The following is a 15,777-nucleotide window of genomic DNA, read 5'->3' as shown; positions in this document are numbered from 1 at the left end:
GTACCCAAGCAGAAAACTGGCGCTGACCAGAGCTGTTCCCTAAACTGTGCCGCAGCAGGATCTGCAACGGCGCATGCAAGCTCATTGCTAAATGAGCCTAAAGTTTTCCAGGGGATGGCCGAGAACATGGCAAGCGTCCAAATTCCCAGAGGTTTTTAACATGGTCATCGATTTCAGCCGTTTGAACAGCTCCTCGTCACTTACGGGCAGTACACGTACCAGCAACGCCAAGGAAACCGCCGAAACCGGCACCTCCGCGCCGCTGAATACCCCGGCCGAACAGGCCAGTACCGCAAAAAGCGGGGAATCGGTACACCTCAGCAATGAGGCTCAACAGTTGCAGAAGGTCACTGACAAGCTGCGTGATCAGCCTGCCGTCGATAAAGCCCGCGTGGCCGAATTGAAAGCAGCGATTGCCGATGGCAGCTACAAGGTCGACAGCAACCGTGTAGCCAGCAAACTGCTTAATTTCGAAGCCCAGCGCTAGGCCTCGGTCAGCGCCAGGCTTTTGGACGCTTAAAACCCAAGGCCAGCCATGCACGACACTAATTTATTGCAACTGATCACCGACGACTTTGCTCCAGCTCAACAATTGCTGGAGTTACTGCAAACCGAGTCCCTCGCCTTGCACGGTCGCGACATGCCTCTGCTGGAAGAAATTCTGGCGCGCAAACAGGCATTGATCATTCTGCTCGAACAGCATGGCCGCAAGCGCAGCGAAATCCTCGCCAGTCTCAATCTGTCGCTCGACCGCGCAGGCCTGGAACAACTGGCCAGCCAGTCGAGCATCGGCGATCAGTTGCTGAGCCAGAGCGATGTCCTGACCGACCTGATTGCCCAGTGCCAGGCGGCCAACGTCAAGAACGGCCAGTCGATCATCATGCAGCAGGCCGCTACGGCCAATCAGCTGAAAATCCTTACCGGCGGCGAGCCTCCTGCGCTCTATGACGCCAGTGGCACCTTCTCCAAACTGCAGAAACCGCGCGCGCTCAGCCAGGCGTGATGCTTTCTTCTATGCTTGCGCCCTATCAACGTGCGAAACATGCTGGCAAAATACTGGCCAGCCGTAGTCAAATTTTGTCTGGAGATTGATTTAACGTGTCCAACGATGACGCTCCGCAGCCCCCAAAGGTGCTCACCACGCCCCTGGAGATCTCCAGCAATCTGCGCCAGCTGCAAGAGAGCCACGATCCGCTGATCATCACCTTTCACGAGCGTAGCCAGCGCTTCCAGAGCTACCTGATTGAAGTCGATCGCGAAAACGGTTCGATCAAGCTTGATGAAATGATCCCGCGCGACGGCGAACGTTTTCTGGAAGCAGGCGAACCGTTCAAGGTTGAGGGCTTTCATGATGGCGTGCGCATTGCCTGGGAATGCACAGGGACGCTGAGCATCAAGGATTCCGACGGCGACCGCTTCTACAGCGGCGACCTGCCCACCGAAGTGGTTTATCACCAGCGCCGCAACGCCTTTCGCGCCGCACTGAAACTGACCGACCTGGTCAGCGTCGTGCTCGGCGGCGAAAAGCTCAAGGCACCGCTGGATGGCAAATTGCTGGACATCTCGGCCACGGGTTGCAAGCTGCGCTTTGAAGGCGATATCACCGACCGCCTGCAATTGGGCCAGGTCTATGATCGCCTGATCGCCGCGCCGCTGTTCGGCAACCAACCGGTATCGGTCGAGCTGCGTTACCTGCACTTCGAAGAAAAGCTCAACATCACCTTCGCCGGCCTGCGCTTTCACAACATCAGCGGCCCGGCGGCCCGCAACGTCGAGCGTTTCGTTTATCAACTGCAGCGCGAAGCGCGTCGGTTCGATAAAGACGATCTCTGATCGGCAGGCATGAAAAACGGGCAGTCACTGCGGTGACTGCCCGTTTTTTTATGCCCGGATCACGGCTTGGCGGGAGTGATGTCCGGCCCCTCGTCTTCGACTGTCGAGTCGGTGGGCGCGGCAGATTCTGGCTCCGGTTCAGGTTCTGGCTCAGGCTCCGGTTCAGGAGCGACCGTATTCTGCATCTGCTCCTGCACCACTTGTTCGTCAACCCGCGGGTCGAGCGCAGCCACCAGCGGCGAACTGGACATGCTGTCCGGCATCGCCACGTGATGCAGCGGCGCATCGTCGACCTGGTGCAGATTGGTCACGGCTTTCGGCCGGATCCGCCACACCAGCACCAGCGCGAAAAAGGTGAAGAACGCATACAGGCTCTGCGGCCCGAACAGCTTCATCAGCACCCCGGCCGCCAGCGGCCCGATACTGGCGCCCACGCCGTAGGTCACCAGCAACATCGCCGTCAGTGACACCCGGCGCTCGCCTTCGACGTGGTCGTTGGAGAACGCCACCGCCAACGGATACAGGCAAAACTGCACCAGCGAGCAAAGGAAGCCGACAATAAACAGCACCTCCAGTGGCACCTGCGGCAGTATCGCCAGCGGCAACGCGGCGATCGCGAGGAACAGCGCAAAGCAGCGAATCAGCAAAGCCCGATCATAACGATCGGACAACCAGCCCAACGGCCACTGCACCACCAGCCCGGCAAAAATGCAGCTACCCATGAACAGACCAACCTGCTCGGTGGACAGCCCCTGCTGCGAGGCATACAACGGCGCCAGACCGTAGAACGAACCGATGATCAGCCCCGCCCCGAGCACCGTGCTCAGCGACTGCGGCACACGCTTGATAAAGAAGCGCGGCTCCATCGGCGCCGGGTGCAGCGGTGCCGGGTGAATCCGCCGGGTCAGTGCCACTGGCACCAGACACAGGGCGAAGCACAGCGCGACCAGCATCAGCAGTTCCAGGCCAAGGCCCGGGTGCATGACCAGAATCAGCTGACCGAGCACCAGCCCCAGATACGACGCGATCATGTAGCCGCTGAACACCAGACCGCGCTGATTGGCGTCGGCCTGCTCGTTCAGCCAGCTCTCGATGACCATGTATTGGCACATCATGCCGAGGCCGACGATGGTCCGCAGCACCAGCCAGGCCGGCAGCCAGTCCACCAGGCCATGACCGAGCACCGCCGCACCGACGATCCCGGCACACGCCGAGTAGGCACGGATATGCCCGACCCGGGCAATCAGGCGGTGACCGATCTTGCCGCCCAGCACCAGACCGAAATAGTTGGCCGCCATCAACGCACCGACCCACAACCCGTCGACATGGTCGGCAGCCAGACGCAAAGCCAGATAAGTAGAAAGAAGGCCCGAGCCGATCAACATCATCAGCGAGGCGAAATACAGCGCTCGAAAGGATTTCCAGATTTGGCGCATCGGCGTTCCGAGCGGCTCCTTGCGGTAAGTATCGGGCTATCAAACGATAGCCCGACGGCGACATGTCGTCAGGCCTGGGCTGCTAGAACACGGCGTTCCCAGGGAGTGATTTCATCAAAGAAACTGGTCAACTCCATGGTCTTCGAAGCGATGTAGCCTTCGATGAACTCCGTGCCGAACAGTTCCTTTGCAAGCTGGCTGCGTTTCAGACGTTCGAGCGCCGCGTGCAGGGTACACGGCAGCGTAAGATGGTCCGGCACGTCGAACTCGCCTTGAATCGCTTCGCTTGGCTCCAGCTCATGCTCGATGCCGTACAAGCCGGCGGCAAGGCTCGCAGCGATGGCCAGATACGGGTTCGCATCGGCGCCCGGCAAGCGGTTCTCGACCCGACGCGCGACCGGCGAACTGGCCGGGATACGCAGGCCGGCGGCGCGGTTGTCGTGGGACCAGCAGGCATTGTTCGGCGACGCAAACGGATGGCACAGGCGCTGGTACGAATTGACGTTCGGCGCAAACAGCGCGGTGAAATCAGCCATGCCCGCCTGCTGCCCGCCGATGAAGTGGCGGAACATCGCGGTCGGCTGACCGTCCGCATCGCTGAACACATTCTTGCCGCTGCCGATTTCGACGATGCTCTGGTGAATGTGCATCGAACTGCCTGGCGTGTGCGCCAGCGGCTTGGCCATGCACACCACCGTCAGGCCGTGCTTGAGCGCGACTTCCTTGAGCAGGTGCTTGAACAGGAAGGTCTGGTCGGCCAGCAACAGTGGATCACCGTGCAGCAGGTTGATCTCGAACTGGCTGACGCCCATTTCGTGCATGAAGGTATCGCGTGGCAGGCCCAGAGCCGCCATGCATTTATAGACTTCACTGAAGAACGGTCGCAGACCGTTGTTGGAACTGACGCTGAACGCCGAATGACCGTCCTCGCGACGACCATCGAGACCGACGGGCGGCTGGAACGGTTGGTTCGGGTCGGTGTTCGGAGCGAACACAAAGAATTCGAGTTCGGTCGCCACCACCGGCGCCAGACCTAGGGCTGCGTAGCGGGCAATGACCTTCTTGAGCTGACCACGGGTCGACAGGTTGGAGCTTTCGCCGGTCAGCTCGTCGGCATCACAGATGGCAAAGGCCCGCGGCTCTTCACTCCATGGCAACGGATGGATCTGCCCCGGATCGGCCACCAGCGCCAGGTCACCGTCATCGCTGCCATAGAATTTCGCGGCGGGATAACCACCCATGATGCATTGCAGCAGCACCCCCCGGGCCAACTGCAAACGCCGCCCTTCGAGGAAACCCTCGGCGGTCATTACCTTGCCACGTGGCACACCGTTCAAATCCGGCGTGACACATTCAATCTCATCAATGCCCGTCAATCGCTGCGCGAGTGAACGCTGGCCATCGGTTGTCATGACGCAATCCTTGTTATTGTGCGAGCCGCGAACGGCGACCCGGACAAAATAGGCTTCGGCTGTTCGGAATATCAAGCAGCAGCCAACAAAAAGAATTCCGGTCGATGAATCGGTGATTCAGGGCAGGTAAATACTGAACACGCCGCCGCCCAACGGGCCGCCATTACGGATCTCGGTCCGGCCGCCAACACCATTGCGCTGATGCAGCGCGGCGATGCGTCCGGCGAAGTACAGACCGAGGCCGGTGCTGCCACTGCTGTGGTTGATGCCCTGCACATAATCGGACTGACGCTCGAGCATTTCGGCCGGGTAACCGTCGCCGTCATCGTTGATGCTCAGCACCAATTGCCCGGCTTCGTCGCTGACGGTGATCAGCAGCGATTCGCGGGCGTAGCGGATGGCGTTGTTGATGCAGTTGCCCAGCACCGAGGCGATCAGCTCACGATCGAAGAAGCCCAGGGGACTGAGCGGATCGACTTCGTAAGTGGCGATGATTCCACGACTGGCGAACACTTCCTGATGCGCCGCCAGTTGCGCTTCGATAAAATCGTCCAGCTCGTGATAGGCCGGCTGCAACGGCATCTGATTCACCCCAAGCTTGTACAGCCCGAGCAACTGCACCAGCATGCCGTTGAGGTGGGCGAACTCGAAGTCGATCACGCCCTGCTCCGCCCCTTGGCGCTGCGTCTCGGGCAGACGCGCCAGCCATTGGCTGTGGGCCTGCATCAGCATCGCCAGAGAGTTCTTCATGTCGTGCACGGTGGAGGCGATCACCGTGGAAAAATCCAGTGCCTGCTCGTCTTGGTTCATTCGCCAAACGCCTTGCTTTTCAGCTTCTGATAACGCGGATAACGCGCGTCGGTATCGGGCATCATGCCCACCAGTTTCAGGCAGGCCCGACATTCTTCCAGCTCCGCCGACGGCACATTGGTGTCGGTGCCGTGCAGCAGCGACTGGGCCATGTTCAGCGCGATACTGATATTCTTCGGTTGCATCTTCAGCGCCTTGCGGAACACCTCGCGGGCCTCCACCAGGTTGCCGGTCTTGTACACGCGCACGCCCTGACGGTTGAGGTCGGCGGCAGCGTTGCTGGAGCTGAGAATAGTCGGGTCGTCGGTGAGCTTGGCGATGTCTTTCATCACCGTCGGGTCATCGCCGTAGATTTCCGCGCAGCTCTTGAGCATCGACGTACCCGCCTCGGCCTGGCCGAGCATCTGCAATTGCTTGGCCACCAGCAACGCGGCCTCGGGGCTCATGAATTGCTCCATGCCGTCGAGGCGCATCAGCGCTTGTTCGGTAAGTTTTTCGGCGGTCTCGGCATCGTTGAGCAACAGGCTCGTGGCCTTCATCAGACGCGCGCGAATCTGCAGGCCCGGGTCGGTCGGGTTTTCCTTGGCCACGGCGCTCAGAGTGGTGTTGATCTCCAGACGCGTGCGGGTGTCGAGCCCGCGTTCGCTACCCTTGCTGATCAGGGCATGGGCCAGGCCGAGATTGCTTTCCGGATCCTTGAACCGCGATTGCGCGCCCTGATTCACCGCCTGGCGATAAGCCCGGGATGCGGTGTCGAAATCTTCGTTGGCCATCGCCAGCTTGCCCAGCAACGCCTGACGGCGCACGGCCAGCGGCGACAGGCGAATCGCCTCCTCCAGCACTTGCTGCGCGCCTTTGGTATCGCCTTCGGCGACCAGCACGTCAGCCATGCCGTCATACAGCGCCGGCATCATCGGGAAGACCTTCAGGGCTTTTTCATAAACGCCTTTGGCCTGACTGACCTGCCCGCGCTTGAACAGCAACTTGCCCAACCCGGCAAACGCCCATGGCAACGGCCGATCAGCGATGATGCTGTCGTAAAGACGCTCGAGCGCTTCGTTCTGGTTCATGTCGCGCAACGCATCGGCGCGATAGCGCAGGCACAGCGGCGAATAGCGGATGTCCTGTTTGCACAGGGCGATGCAGGCGTTGAGCACCTCGACCGGTTTACCACGGTCGAGGGCTTGCAGAATCGGTTTGAGCAGGGTCTTGCGCTGCTCCAGACGCTCCAGCCGCTGAGCCAGGCCGGAGCGGTTGAACGGCTTGGTCAGGTACGCGTCCGGCTCGTGCTCCAGGGCACTGAGCACCATCGCCTGGCTGGTCTCGGCCGTGACCATCACGAACACCGCTTCGTGGCTGATCAGCTTTTCCATCATCAGGTCTTCCAGCACCTGCTGACCGTTCTTCTTGCCGTCACCGAGGTGGAAGTCCTGAAGGATGAAATCGTAGGACTTCTGCGCGCACATTTTCAGCGCCTGCTCACCAGTGTCTGCGGTGTCCACATCCTTGACGCCCAACTCGCGCAACATCGAACGCACGGAACTGCGGAAATCCGAGAAATCATCGACGATCAGAAAACTCTTTTGGTGATACGACAGCATCGAGGATTTCCAGGCAATTGAAGAGGATGGACCATTTCCAGGCGCGCAGATGATAGCTGCCGGCCAAATGCTATCAAGCGATTTCGCGCGACTCTGAAGTCACCGAATGGGTTATCGGCCGGATCAGGGGTTCTCTTGAAGCGAGGGTTCAAGATTCGTTGCGCAAGGATTACCCTGCGCGGCGGTTCTCACCTTCCAACGGCAAAGGATTCATCGTGTACATCAAGGGACGCTACATCGTGTCGGCCTGTGCGCTGCTGTTTTTGCAGCAGGCACTGGCGAGCGGAATGGACTGCACAAAGGCGGCGAGTGTTGTGGAGAAGGCGATTTGCGCGGACAAGCCGTTGCATGAGCTGGATGCGCAGATGGGGGCGGCTTACCGGAAATTGATGAAGGCTGCACCGGCGCAGGCGGAAGTGAAAAAGGCTCAGCGTCAGTGGCTGCAGGAGCGTGATCGATGTGGCGAGGAGGCCAGTTGTCTGAGCCAGCGTTATCAGGATCGTTTGCAGGTATTGCACGCGCAGTGGATCGAGGCTGTCGCCTACAAACCGGACGACGTTGATAAACAGGTCATGGAGGATCTGCAGCAGCGGGTTCGGGAGATGAGCAAGGAGAGTCCGGAGTTTGCGCTGGAGCGGGCGCTGAATTCTCTGACCCTTGGCTACGTCGGCAGCTCGTTTTCAGCCGAGCTGGATGACGATGAGCAACCGCTCTTCCCCACGACCATCCCCAAAGATGTCACGCAAGACGAGTGGAAAGCACTGCAAGCATCCGACATCAAGGGAGCCGCAGAGTCCGGCCAAACCTCTTACACCCTTATGGATCTGGATGGTGATGGCCAGCGTGACCTCATCGTGGAAACCTACTCCGGCGGCACCGGGATGTTTCATTACACGGAAACCTGGCGTCGGGGCGACAGCAGATTTATCAGGAGAACGGCTGAGATTGCCCCTCAGAACAGTAACGACAGCGTCCTTTTCTATACCAATGACCGCGGTGCCAATCAGGCCGTGTACCTGATCGGTGCTCGCGGAAAAGTCTATTTCGCCTACCAGAACGGCAGCTACGGCGAAGATCAGGTCTACCTGCTCAATCCCCTGCAGATCAACCGGCAGGTGCCGACGATCAGCGTGCGCTATGACTACCAACTGACCGTTCCACACACTCAGTACATCGAGGACAGCGACAAAGCCTACGAACTGGAACCGTCCCTGCAGAAAGTGCTCGCCAAAGCTGTGACCGGTCTGGACGCACATGCGGGGATGACGGGACAGCAGAAAACACCACTCTGCCCCATCCCTCCATCCGCCAAGGACACTGAGGAGTACTACGGCTATGGCGCGAGTTACTACGCGATCGAACCTGTCGCCGATTTCCCCGTAGTCATTGGTGATGATTGTTATGTCGCACGACTGATCAACTGGTTCGGTACCTACGACGAAAAAAGCGGTCTGCCTGCGTTACTGTTGATGCGCAAACCCGAGTCCGAAGATCCGCAGCGCAGTTATTCAGTGAACGGGCGCCGGCACATCACGCAGGTCAGCACGTCAGTCGGCAAAACCGAAGGCGGAGCTGATAATTTCTAAAGCCTCGCGCCTTTCGAAAGACAAAAAAGCCCCACCCAGATTTCTCTGCGTGGGGCTTTTCACTTCAGGGCGCTTCTCAGACCTCCGCCACCAACACATCGGCAATCCGAATACTCAACGCCGCACCTGTCAGCGTCGGGTTCACGCAGGAGGACGATGGCATGACGCTCGTCCCCGCAATGAACAGGTTGGAATGGTCGTGACTGCGGCAATCGCGGTCTACCACCGAGTCTTTCGGATCATCGCCCATGATGGTGGTGCCCATGATGTGCTGACGGTTCTGGAAGCCCGTGTCGGTGCTAAGGATGTCGGCGTCGAGCAGTTTTGCAAACTGCTTGAAGTCTTCCAGCGCCTTCTCTTTACCGGCGTGCCAGTAGTCGGGAACGCTGTAGTAGATCTCGGGAACCGGCAGACCGATGGCGTCGAACTTGGTCTTGCTCGGGGTGACCCGGTTTTCCGGCAGCGGCAAGGTTTCGAAGTCGACGGCCCAGTTCAGGGAGCGCGCCGATTGCAGGCGGATCTGCTCATCGAGCTTCGAGCCCAGCACGCCTTTGGCGATCAGGTTCGAGGTGATTTGCGACGTCGGCACGGTGTTGCGCACCTTGATCTTGTAGCTCGGGTAATCGTTGCGAAACGCGCCATCGCGACTGTTCAGATAGACCAGCAATTGCGTCGGCCCTTCGCCCGGCCACATGTCTTCCTTGGTCATGACGTTCATGCTGATGCCGGTGTGATCCATCAGGTTGCGCCCGACCTGATCCGAGGAGTTGGCAATCCCGTTCGGGTACTTTTCCGAGGTCGACATCAACAGCAGCTTCGGCGACTCGATACCGTATGCCGCCAGTACAAAGGCCCGGGCGGTCAGTTTGTGTTTGGACTTGTCGGGGCGCATGTACCAGATCGCGGTGATCTTGCCGTCGTCGCCCGCCTCGATCTTGTAGACGACAGAGTTGTCCAGCACCTTGGCGCCATGGCGCTCGGCCTCATCGATATGCATCGAACCGTCGTACTTGGCTGCAATCGGGCATACCGGGTTGCAGTTGTTGTTGCCGGCACAGGGAGGCCGTTTGCCATAGGGGCGGGTTGCCCGGCCGTTCGGCTCGAGGATCGGGTTATACCCGCCCTTGCTGAGCAATTCGGAGAGGCGCTTGAACATGTAGCTCGGCTTCAGGCCCTCCATCGGATAGGGAATCGAGCGCGGCGGATAGGCGTCCCCGCCCTGCCCGCTTTCGTCCTGGCCGTCGACACCGGAAACGCCCAGTTCGATTTCAGCCCGAGCGTAATACGGTTCCAGCTCGTCATAACTGATCGGCCAGTCACGACCACGGCCATACAACGACTTGAGACGAAAATCGTTGGGCAGCATGCGCCACAGCGAGGAACCGAAGTGCCAGGTGGTGCCGCCCACCACACGCAAGTAAGAAGTGTTGTATTTCACTGGCCCTACCTGCTGCAAATAGTCGCCGTAGGTCGACGGCGCGTGAGGCAGGCTCGGATAGGGCGACCCGGCGCCCTGCAGCTTGGCATTGGCCAGCGAGAGTTTTACCGGGGCATTGCGGAATGTTTCCACCACATCACGGCGATTCACCCGGGGACCGGCCTCGAGCACGATCACCGACTTGTTCGCTTTGGCCAGGCCCGTGGCGATCAGACCGCCCATGACACCGGAACCGATGATCACCACATCGGCATCGAATTGATCGCTGCTCATACTGTCGAGTCCTGAATGACTGCTGGTTTGGGACCCCATGAATCCGGGCCGCCACCGTAGGTTGGAATGATGAGAATGCCGTGAGTGGGCTGATACATCATGGCGAGGGAATAGCTGATCAGCTCCGCATCCGCCGGCTCACCGACGATGCCCAGATACCAGGCGGAAATGATGCTGGTGGCCGTAGCCCGCAGCGATGGATCCGGATTCGGTTGCGCCAGGTATTCATCGACATGCCGGTACCCCTGCGCGCCGATCAATTGCTTCAAGGCAATCACGTTGGTCGAGAAATTCGGCGCGCGCTTGTCCAGCGCAGCGTAATAACGATCGGCCAGAACCGGATTGACCGCACGGCTGACCAGAAACTGCGACAGCGCAATGAAATCGTCGCTCGATACCTGCGCTGCCAGCACCGACTGCCAGGGCAGCGCACTGCCGATCATCGCGGCCAGGCCCAGCGTCACGGAACCACGCAACAGATTGCGGCGAGTGAGCCCAGTCGAGCTTTCGGTTTGAGTTTTTTCGTGTTTGTGCGTCATTGAAGTGTCCATTGCTCAGGCCTCCTTGCGCCGACGTGCAATCAAGGCCCATGCGCCCAGGCCCATCAACACGCACACGAGAATGATGACCGGGGTCGTAAACTTCGCCATTACTGCCAGCGGTGCCTTGGGACCACCGTCCCGTACCTGCGCCACATCGGCGGCGGTGACAATCGTGTCGGCATTGCCGTAGCGCGACAGCACGTAGTTGCTGACGTCGGCAATCTGCTGGTCGTTCAGGCGGTCGGTGAACAGCGCGTCAGGGCCGAAACCCGGCATGTCGATGGCCACACCGTCGACTTCACGATGCACGCCGTACACGATGGTCGCGATCAGGTTGTCGCTGCGACTGGTGGCGGTGTTGTGAAACAGCGATGGGTATTCCCGCGTGCCTTGACCGTTCGGCTGATGGCAGTTGGCGCAAGTGCCACTGAATATGTGCCAACCCGGGTTATCCCCCGGTTTGCCTCCGCGCAGCGTCAATTCATCGACCGAGGCCTGACCGTACTCGTGGCGGGCTTTGGTTTCCCCACTGTTGATCGGCGCCGTCTGCAGCAGATACGCCGCAATGGCTTTGAGATCCACATCGCTCAAATGCTGCAGACTGTTCTCCACCGCCTCGGCCATCGGCCCCGCCGCCTGGGCCTTGCCCTCGACGTGACCGGTACGCAGATAGACCACGATCTCGTCGCTCGACCAGGCACCGATGCCGCTGACGTTGTCGGAGGTGATATTGGGGGCATACCAACTGCCCAGTGATCCGCCGGCCAACGGTTTTGCGCTGTCGGCCGCCATCAGGACATTGCGCGGTGTGTGGCAGGTATCGCAGTGAGCCAGGCCGTTGACCAGATAGTCGCCACGGTTGACCTCGGCAGACTTGGCCGGATCCGGCGTAAAGCGCGCCGTGCTGTGGAACAGCGCGTTCCAGCCAATCATCGATGCACGAATATTGAACGGGAAATCCAGAGCGGTTTTCTGGTTCGGCGTATCGACCGGCGCCACTTCATGCATGAAGTAGTCGTAGAGCGCAGCAATGTCGCTGTCGGTCATCTTCGAATAAGAGGTATAGGGCATCGCCGGGTACAGCCGAGTGCCATCGGCCGCCACCCCGTCACGCACCGCACGGGCGAATTGCTCAGACGTGTAATTGCCGATGCCCGCCGTTTTCGAAGGCGTGATGTTGGTCGAGTAGATCGTGCCCATCGGTGAACTGAGCGGATACCCGCCCGCAAAAGCCTTGCCGCCTGGCGCCGTATGGCAAGCCACACAGTCAGCCGCTACCGCCAGACGCTTTCCCACCGACGCAGTGCTTTCGAGTGCCTCGCCATTCGCTGTTCCGGCGGTGGCGATCAACAGCGTGACCCATCCGGCAAAGGCGTACCCCCTGCGTTTCCCTTTATCAATGCGACGCGACATGAGTCCTACCCTAGGCTGCTTCGTTCTTTTTTCACGGTTCTGGAAATCACGAACACGGCATCCTCGTCATCTCGGAAGCCAAGAACGAGGAGGTACGATGTCGTACGTATTTTTTGGAATATTCCACACAATGTAACACTTGGCAATAAATAGAAAAGGCCAAGTGCCATCTTTTGTATGTATGTGCTGAATGCTCTAAAACGCTGGTTACAAGGGTGTTTAATGCAGAATATATTTAAATAAGAAACAACTGGTAACCCTACAGTTGTGGACTCCGCAGCCGAAAGATGTACGACGACTAGCCATTTGCTTACGAGCTGCGCTCGATATTGACCCGCCCCCACATGTCAGCAGGATGCCCCTTATGAGTTGGTTGAATGACGCAAGACTTTCCACGAAATTGATCACGGCCTTCGCGGCGTGCGCCTTCATCACCCTGGGGGTAGGCCTGCTGGGAAGCCGGGGAGTGACCGAACTCTCGACAAGCCTCAGATCGGTGTTCGGCAACAACCTCGTCGCCGTCGCCAACATCGCGCAGACCAAAATCAAGGCTGTCGGACAGACCCGTGACATGTATCGGCTTTACGTCGCCACTGCCGCCAACCTGCCACAGAGCACCAAAGACGAATTCCTCGCCTCGATGAGCGCCAACCAGTTGGCGAGCGAAAAAGCCTTTGCCGAATACCGGAAAACCGAGCTTGCCGACGACGAACGTGCAGCCGGTGACCGGATGGAGAAGGCCTGGCCCGTTTACCAGGCGATCGTGCAAAGGTATCTGACCCTGATGAAGGCCGGCGACCTGGAAAATGGCCGCGAACTGCTGCTCGGCGATCTGCAGAAAAACTACCGCGTCGTCATGGACGAATTGACCATCATGACCAACTCCAACGACATGCAGGTCAGCGAAGCCGCGAAGCGATCGGTTCTGACGGAGTCCTCCGCCAAGACCTCGCTGTACATCGGCATCGTGCTGGCCTTTGTCGCGGCGATTTTGCTTGGCCTGTTCATCAGCCGACTGATCAGCCGCCCCATCTCCAAAGCCGTTGAAAGCGCCCGAAGCATCGCTGGGGGCGACTTGACTCAAAACATCGTCAGCACCGGCCGCGACGAGGCCGGTCAGTTGCTCACGGCCCTGGCCGAGATGCAGGGCAGTCTGAAAAGCACTATTCAGCAGATCGCCAGCGCGGCAGATCAACTGGCTTCCGCTGCCGAAGAACTCACCGCCGTCACTGACAATGGAAGCCGCGGACTGATTCGTCAGAACGACGAGATCCAGCAGGCAGCGACGGCTGTCACGGAAATGACCTCCGCCGTGGAGGAAGTTGCGCGCAATGCGGTATCCACCTCCGAGGCCTCCCAGACCACCAGCCGGGAAGCCAGCAATGGACGCGATCAAGCGCGAAACGCCGTTGCCGCGATCAACCATGCAACCACGGAAATCGCCACCTCCACCACCATGGTCAAGGACCTGGCAGAGAAAGTACGGGACATCGGCAAGGTTCTGGATGTCATCCGGGGGATTGCCGAGCAAACCAATCTGCTGGCGCTTAACGCCGCCATCGAGGCTGCACGCGCGGGTGAGCAAGGTCGAGGTTTTGCCGTGGTCGCCGACGAGGTACGAGCCCTGGCGGCAAGAACCCAGGCTTCGACGGGGGAAATCGAAGGCATGATCAACGACGTTCGCAACAGTGCAGACGAAGCCGTCGGCGCCATGGGGAAAAGCCAGGCGCTGGTCAGCGAAACCCAGTCACTGGCGCAAGCGACCGGCCAGGCATTGGAGCTGATTGCCGACGGCATCTCGCAGATCAATGATCGCAACCTCGTCATCGCCACAGCCTCGGAAGAACAGGCACACGTTGCTCGTGAAGTGGACCGAAATCTGGTCAACATTCAGGATCTTTCCACCCAGACAGCGGCAGGCGCACATCAGACCAGCGCCTCGACCCAGGAACTGTCCAACTTGGCGGCGTCGTTCAACACTCTGGTCAGTCGCTTTCGCTTATAAATTCCTGAAAACAAAAAGCCCCGCCAGATCACTCTGCGCGGGGCTTTTTCAATAGATGGTGTCCCAGGGCAGGTTCGAACTGCCAACCTTCCCCTTAGGAGGGGGATGCTCTATCCAATTGAGCTACTGGGACACAAATCTGTCGGCGCGACAGACGGCGTGCATGTTAACGGCCGGGCCCTGATTTGTCATGTCGTCCGCAGGGCTTTTTAAGTGTAGGCAGGCGCCTTGCAAGGGTGCCGGACGTTTTACCGTGCAATTTGCATCACCGCAAAAAGCCATCATTGCAGAATGCAATGCGTGCACTTCGAAAAACCCTGCTAAATGCTTGTTTTTAAAGGATTTAACAGCGGTTAGACTATTGGCACGACGGCTGCTTTACCGATTCTTATACAAGAACAATCGGAGACTCGTCTCATGAACAGCGCCCTCGTGTTCGCAAACGCAATCGCACTGGCCGTCCTGGTGGGCTTTCACTTCGTCCCCGAGGACGACGAGAAAGTGGCCGGGCGCATGCCGCATTACCTGCAAGTGCAGAAGGCGCCGCAATGGGCGGTGTTGAGCGATCAGAGCTTCGCCCCGCAAGCGGTCAGCGAATCTGAACAGGCGTTGCCGGCGCATTCGACTGAACGTCTGGTTTTTTGAAATATCCTCAGGAGTACAGCATGTCCAAGTCAGCTGCAGGATTTCTGATCCTCGCCTTATTGAGTGGCCTCGGGCATTTTTCGCTGTTCGAGCAAACCGAAATATCCCTGCCCCTGATCGGTTGCGGCGTCTTTTCGGCGCTGTTCGTATTGGCGCTGGTGGCCGGGCGCAAGATCAAGTTTGATCCGGTATTGCGCTGAACCTGACCAGCTCCAGCAAATGATTGACGGCATCGGCCAGGTCGCCCGAGTTGTCGATCAGGTGCACAGGGCTGTCGGTTGAACGCCTGTCCTTGAACAGCGTGTTACGGGCCAGCCTCGCATCGATCTGCTCAAGCGTCTCCCGGCCCCGCCGGAGCAGGCGCTCACGCAGGACATCATCCCGAACCGTGAGCAACACCGGCACTAGCGTCGGGTAGTGTTCCAGCGCTTGCCGAAGGTTCGCCCGAGAGCCGTTCACCAGGACGTGCTTACCGGCTTTCAACCACTGATCCATCTCCGCAGAAATCCCGTAGGAAAGGCCGTTGGCCTCCCACCACAGCGAGAACTTGCCTGCACGCTGACGTTGCTGGAACTCCTGCGGCGTCACGCCGATCGCATCCTCGCCCATGGATTCGGCCGAACGAGTGATCACGCGCCTGATGATTTCGCAGTTCAACGCCCGTAAAGGTTCACGCGCAGCCTCGATCAGACTGTCCTTGCCAGAGCCGGAAGGTCCCATGAGGTAAATCAGCCTGCCATCCATCCTGAAAACGCCCTCCGGCGGGCATTTGCCCCTAGTAAA

Annotated in this window: 15 protein-coding genes, 1 tRNA gene and 1 pseudogene; 8 read left to right on the top strand and 9 right to left on the bottom strand. The window is 59.3% G+C overall.

Going from position 1 to position 15,777, the window contains the following annotated elements:
- Positions 1–160: 160 nt before the first annotated feature.
- The 3 genes from flgM to L6D82_RS24490 all read left to right on the top strand — a co-directional run bounded on the left by flgM (position 161) and on the right by L6D82_RS24490 (position 1,833).
- The gene (gene flgM / locus L6D82_RS24500) at positions 161–487 is read left to right on the top strand and encodes a flagellar biosynthesis anti-sigma factor FlgM (RefSeq protein WP_007960324.1); all 327 of its coding nucleotides are present in this window, start codon (positions 161–163) and stop codon (positions 485–487) included.
- 48 nt (positions 488–535) lie between these two features.
- The gene (locus L6D82_RS24495; RefSeq protein WP_007960323.1) at positions 536–1,003 is read left to right on the top strand and encodes a flagella synthesis protein FlgN; all 468 of its coding nucleotides are present in this window, start codon (positions 536–538) and stop codon (positions 1,001–1,003) included.
- 95 nt (positions 1,004–1,098) lie between these two features.
- A complete protein-coding gene (locus L6D82_RS24490; protein WP_236191829.1) occupies positions 1,099–1,833 on the top strand; it encodes a flagellar brake protein in 735 nt (244 codons plus the stop codon).
- 59 nt (positions 1,834–1,892) lie between these two features.
- Here the strand turns inward: L6D82_RS24490 and L6D82_RS24485 are convergent, their stop codons facing one another.
- The 4 genes from L6D82_RS24485 to L6D82_RS24470 form a co-directional block, all read right to left on the bottom strand.
- Complete coding sequence (locus L6D82_RS24485) at positions 1,893–3,269, bottom strand: MFS transporter (protein ID WP_236191828.1); 1,377 nt, start codon at positions 3,267–3,269, stop codon at positions 1,893–1,895.
- A gap of 68 nt (positions 3,270–3,337) precedes the next feature.
- Positions 3,338–4,579 carry a glutamine synthetase family protein gene (locus L6D82_RS24480; RefSeq protein ID WP_236191847.1) on the bottom strand — a complete coding sequence of 414 codons (1,242 nt, stop codon included), beginning with the start codon at positions 4,577–4,579 and terminating at the stop codon, positions 3,338–3,340.
- A gap of 219 nt (positions 4,580–4,798) precedes the next feature.
- On the bottom strand, positions 4,799–5,491 hold the full coding sequence (locus L6D82_RS24475; RefSeq protein ID WP_085745115.1) for a sensor histidine kinase: 693 nt from the start codon (positions 5,489–5,491) through the stop codon (positions 4,799–4,801).
- A complete protein-coding gene (locus L6D82_RS24470) occupies positions 5,488–7,092 on the bottom strand; it encodes a tetratricopeptide repeat-containing response regulator (protein WP_085745116.1) in 1,605 nt (534 codons plus the stop codon). Before L6D82_RS24470 ends, L6D82_RS24475 begins: the two co-directional genes overlap by 4 nt.
- 215 nt (positions 7,093–7,307) lie before the next feature.
- Between L6D82_RS24470 and L6D82_RS24465 the strand changes: the two genes are divergently transcribed.
- The gene (locus L6D82_RS24465) at positions 7,308–8,678 is read left to right on the top strand and encodes a lysozyme inhibitor LprI family protein (protein WP_102717804.1); all 1,371 of its coding nucleotides are present in this window, start codon (positions 7,308–7,310) and stop codon (positions 8,676–8,678) included.
- Between the two features lie 76 nt (positions 8,679–8,754).
- Here L6D82_RS24465 and L6D82_RS24460 read toward each other — a convergent pair whose 3' ends face one another.
- The 3 genes from L6D82_RS24460 to L6D82_RS24450 are packed head-to-tail and all read right to left on the bottom strand — an operon-like array spanning position 8,755 to position 12,344.
- On the bottom strand, positions 8,755–10,389 hold the full coding sequence (locus L6D82_RS24460) for a GMC family oxidoreductase (protein WP_039772094.1): 1,635 nt from the start codon (positions 10,387–10,389) through the stop codon (positions 8,755–8,757).
- Positions 10,386–10,940, bottom strand: a complete 555-nt coding sequence (locus tag L6D82_RS24455) for a sorbitol dehydrogenase family protein (RefSeq protein WP_236191827.1) — start codon at positions 10,938–10,940, stop codon at positions 10,386–10,388. Before L6D82_RS24455 ends, L6D82_RS24460 begins: the two co-directional genes overlap by 4 nt.
- Positions 10,941–10,943: 3 nt before the next feature.
- Positions 10,944–12,344 carry a cytochrome c gene (locus L6D82_RS24450; protein ID WP_236191826.1) on the bottom strand — a complete coding sequence of 467 codons (1,401 nt, stop codon included), beginning with the start codon at positions 12,342–12,344 and terminating at the stop codon, positions 10,944–10,946.
- Positions 12,345–12,699: 355 nt separating this feature from the next.
- On the opposite strand from L6D82_RS24450, the pseudogene L6D82_RS28870 reads away from it, so the two are divergent.
- Positions 12,700–13,491 (top strand): annotated as a pseudogene (locus L6D82_RS28870) (MCP four helix bundle domain-containing protein); the annotation flags it as partial.
- Positions 13,486–14,349 carry a methyl-accepting chemotaxis protein gene (locus L6D82_RS28865; protein ID WP_404943279.1) on the top strand — a complete coding sequence of 288 codons (864 nt, stop codon included), beginning with the start codon at positions 13,486–13,488 and terminating at the stop codon, positions 14,347–14,349. The pseudogene L6D82_RS28870 and the gene L6D82_RS28865, both read left to right, overlap by 6 nt.
- A 56-nt stretch (positions 14,350–14,405) precedes the next feature.
- Here L6D82_RS28865 and L6D82_RS24440 read toward each other — a convergent pair.
- A tRNA-Arg gene (locus tag L6D82_RS24440) sits at positions 14,406–14,482 on the bottom strand.
- Positions 14,483–14,766: 284 nt separating this feature from the next.
- On the opposite strand from L6D82_RS24440, the gene L6D82_RS24435 reads away from it, so the two are divergent.
- Together L6D82_RS24435 and L6D82_RS24430 are read left to right on the top strand one after the other, a co-directional pair.
- Positions 14,767–14,994, top strand: coding sequence for a hypothetical protein (locus tag L6D82_RS24435; protein ID WP_102688171.1), 228 nt, complete (start codon positions 14,767–14,769; stop codon positions 14,992–14,994).
- A gap of 20 nt (positions 14,995–15,014) precedes the next feature.
- Positions 15,015–15,194, top strand: coding sequence for a PA3371 family protein (locus L6D82_RS24430; protein WP_085745123.1), 180 nt, complete (start codon positions 15,015–15,017; stop codon positions 15,192–15,194).
- Here the strand turns inward: L6D82_RS24430 and phnN are convergent.
- On the bottom strand, positions 15,169–15,738 hold the full coding sequence (phnN, locus tag L6D82_RS24425) for a phosphonate metabolism protein/1,5-bisphosphokinase (PRPP-forming) PhnN (protein ID WP_236191825.1): 570 nt from the start codon (positions 15,736–15,738) through the stop codon (positions 15,169–15,171). The genes L6D82_RS24430 and phnN overlap by 26 nt on opposite strands.
- Positions 15,739–15,777: the final 39 nt, after the last annotated feature.

It is taken from the genome of Pseudomonas paraglycinae (assembly GCF_021601625.1).
Classification (GTDB): Bacteria; Pseudomonadota; Gammaproteobacteria; order Pseudomonadales; family Pseudomonadaceae; genus Aquipseudomonas; species Aquipseudomonas paraglycinae.
The sequence above is the reverse complement of the archived record's forward strand: the minus strand, read 5'-3'. Positions and strand labels throughout refer to the sequence as shown.

Bases quoted from the DNA above. Each gene is read 5' to 3' on its own strand.
- L6D82_RS24495 (WP_007960323.1), top strand. From the start codon at position 536: ATGCACGACACTAATTTATTGCAACTGATCACCGACGACTTTGCTCCA.
- L6D82_RS24475 (WP_085745115.1), bottom strand. From the start codon at position 5,491: ATGAACCAAGACGAGCAGGCACTGGATTTTTCCACGGTGATCGCCTCC.
- L6D82_RS24485 (WP_236191828.1), bottom strand. From the start codon at position 3,269: ATGCGCCAAATCTGGAAATCCTTTCGAGCGCTGTATTTCGCCTCGCTG.
- L6D82_RS24470 (WP_085745116.1), bottom strand. From the start codon at position 7,092: ATGCTGTCGTATCACCAAAAGAGTTTTCTGATCGTCGATGATTTCTCG.
- phnN (WP_236191825.1), bottom strand. From the start codon at position 15,738: ATGGATGGCAGGCTGATTTACCTCATGGGACCTTCCGGCTCTGGCAAG.
- L6D82_RS24430 (WP_085745123.1), top strand. From the start codon at position 15,015: ATGTCCAAGTCAGCTGCAGGATTTCTGATCCTCGCCTTATTGAGTGGC.
- L6D82_RS28865 (WP_404943279.1), top strand. From the start codon at position 13,486: ATGCAGGGCAGTCTGAAAAGCACTATTCAGCAGATCGCCAGCGCGGCA.
- L6D82_RS24460 (WP_039772094.1), bottom strand. From the start codon at position 10,389: ATGAGCAGCGATCAATTCGATGCCGATGTGGTGATCATCGGTTCCGGT.
- L6D82_RS24450 (WP_236191826.1), bottom strand. From the start codon at position 12,344: ATGTCGCGTCGCATTGATAAAGGGAAACGCAGGGGGTACGCCTTTGCC.
- flgM (WP_007960324.1), top strand. From the start codon at position 161: ATGGTCATCGATTTCAGCCGTTTGAACAGCTCCTCGTCACTTACGGGC.
- L6D82_RS24455 (WP_236191827.1), bottom strand. From the start codon at position 10,940: ATGGACACTTCAATGACGCACAAACACGAAAAAACTCAAACCGAAAGC.
- L6D82_RS24480 (WP_236191847.1), bottom strand. From the start codon at position 4,579: ATGACCGCCGAGGGTTTCCTCGAAGGGCGGCGTTTGCAGTTGGCCCGG.
- L6D82_RS24435 (WP_102688171.1), top strand. From the start codon at position 14,767: ATGAACAGCGCCCTCGTGTTCGCAAACGCAATCGCACTGGCCGTCCTG.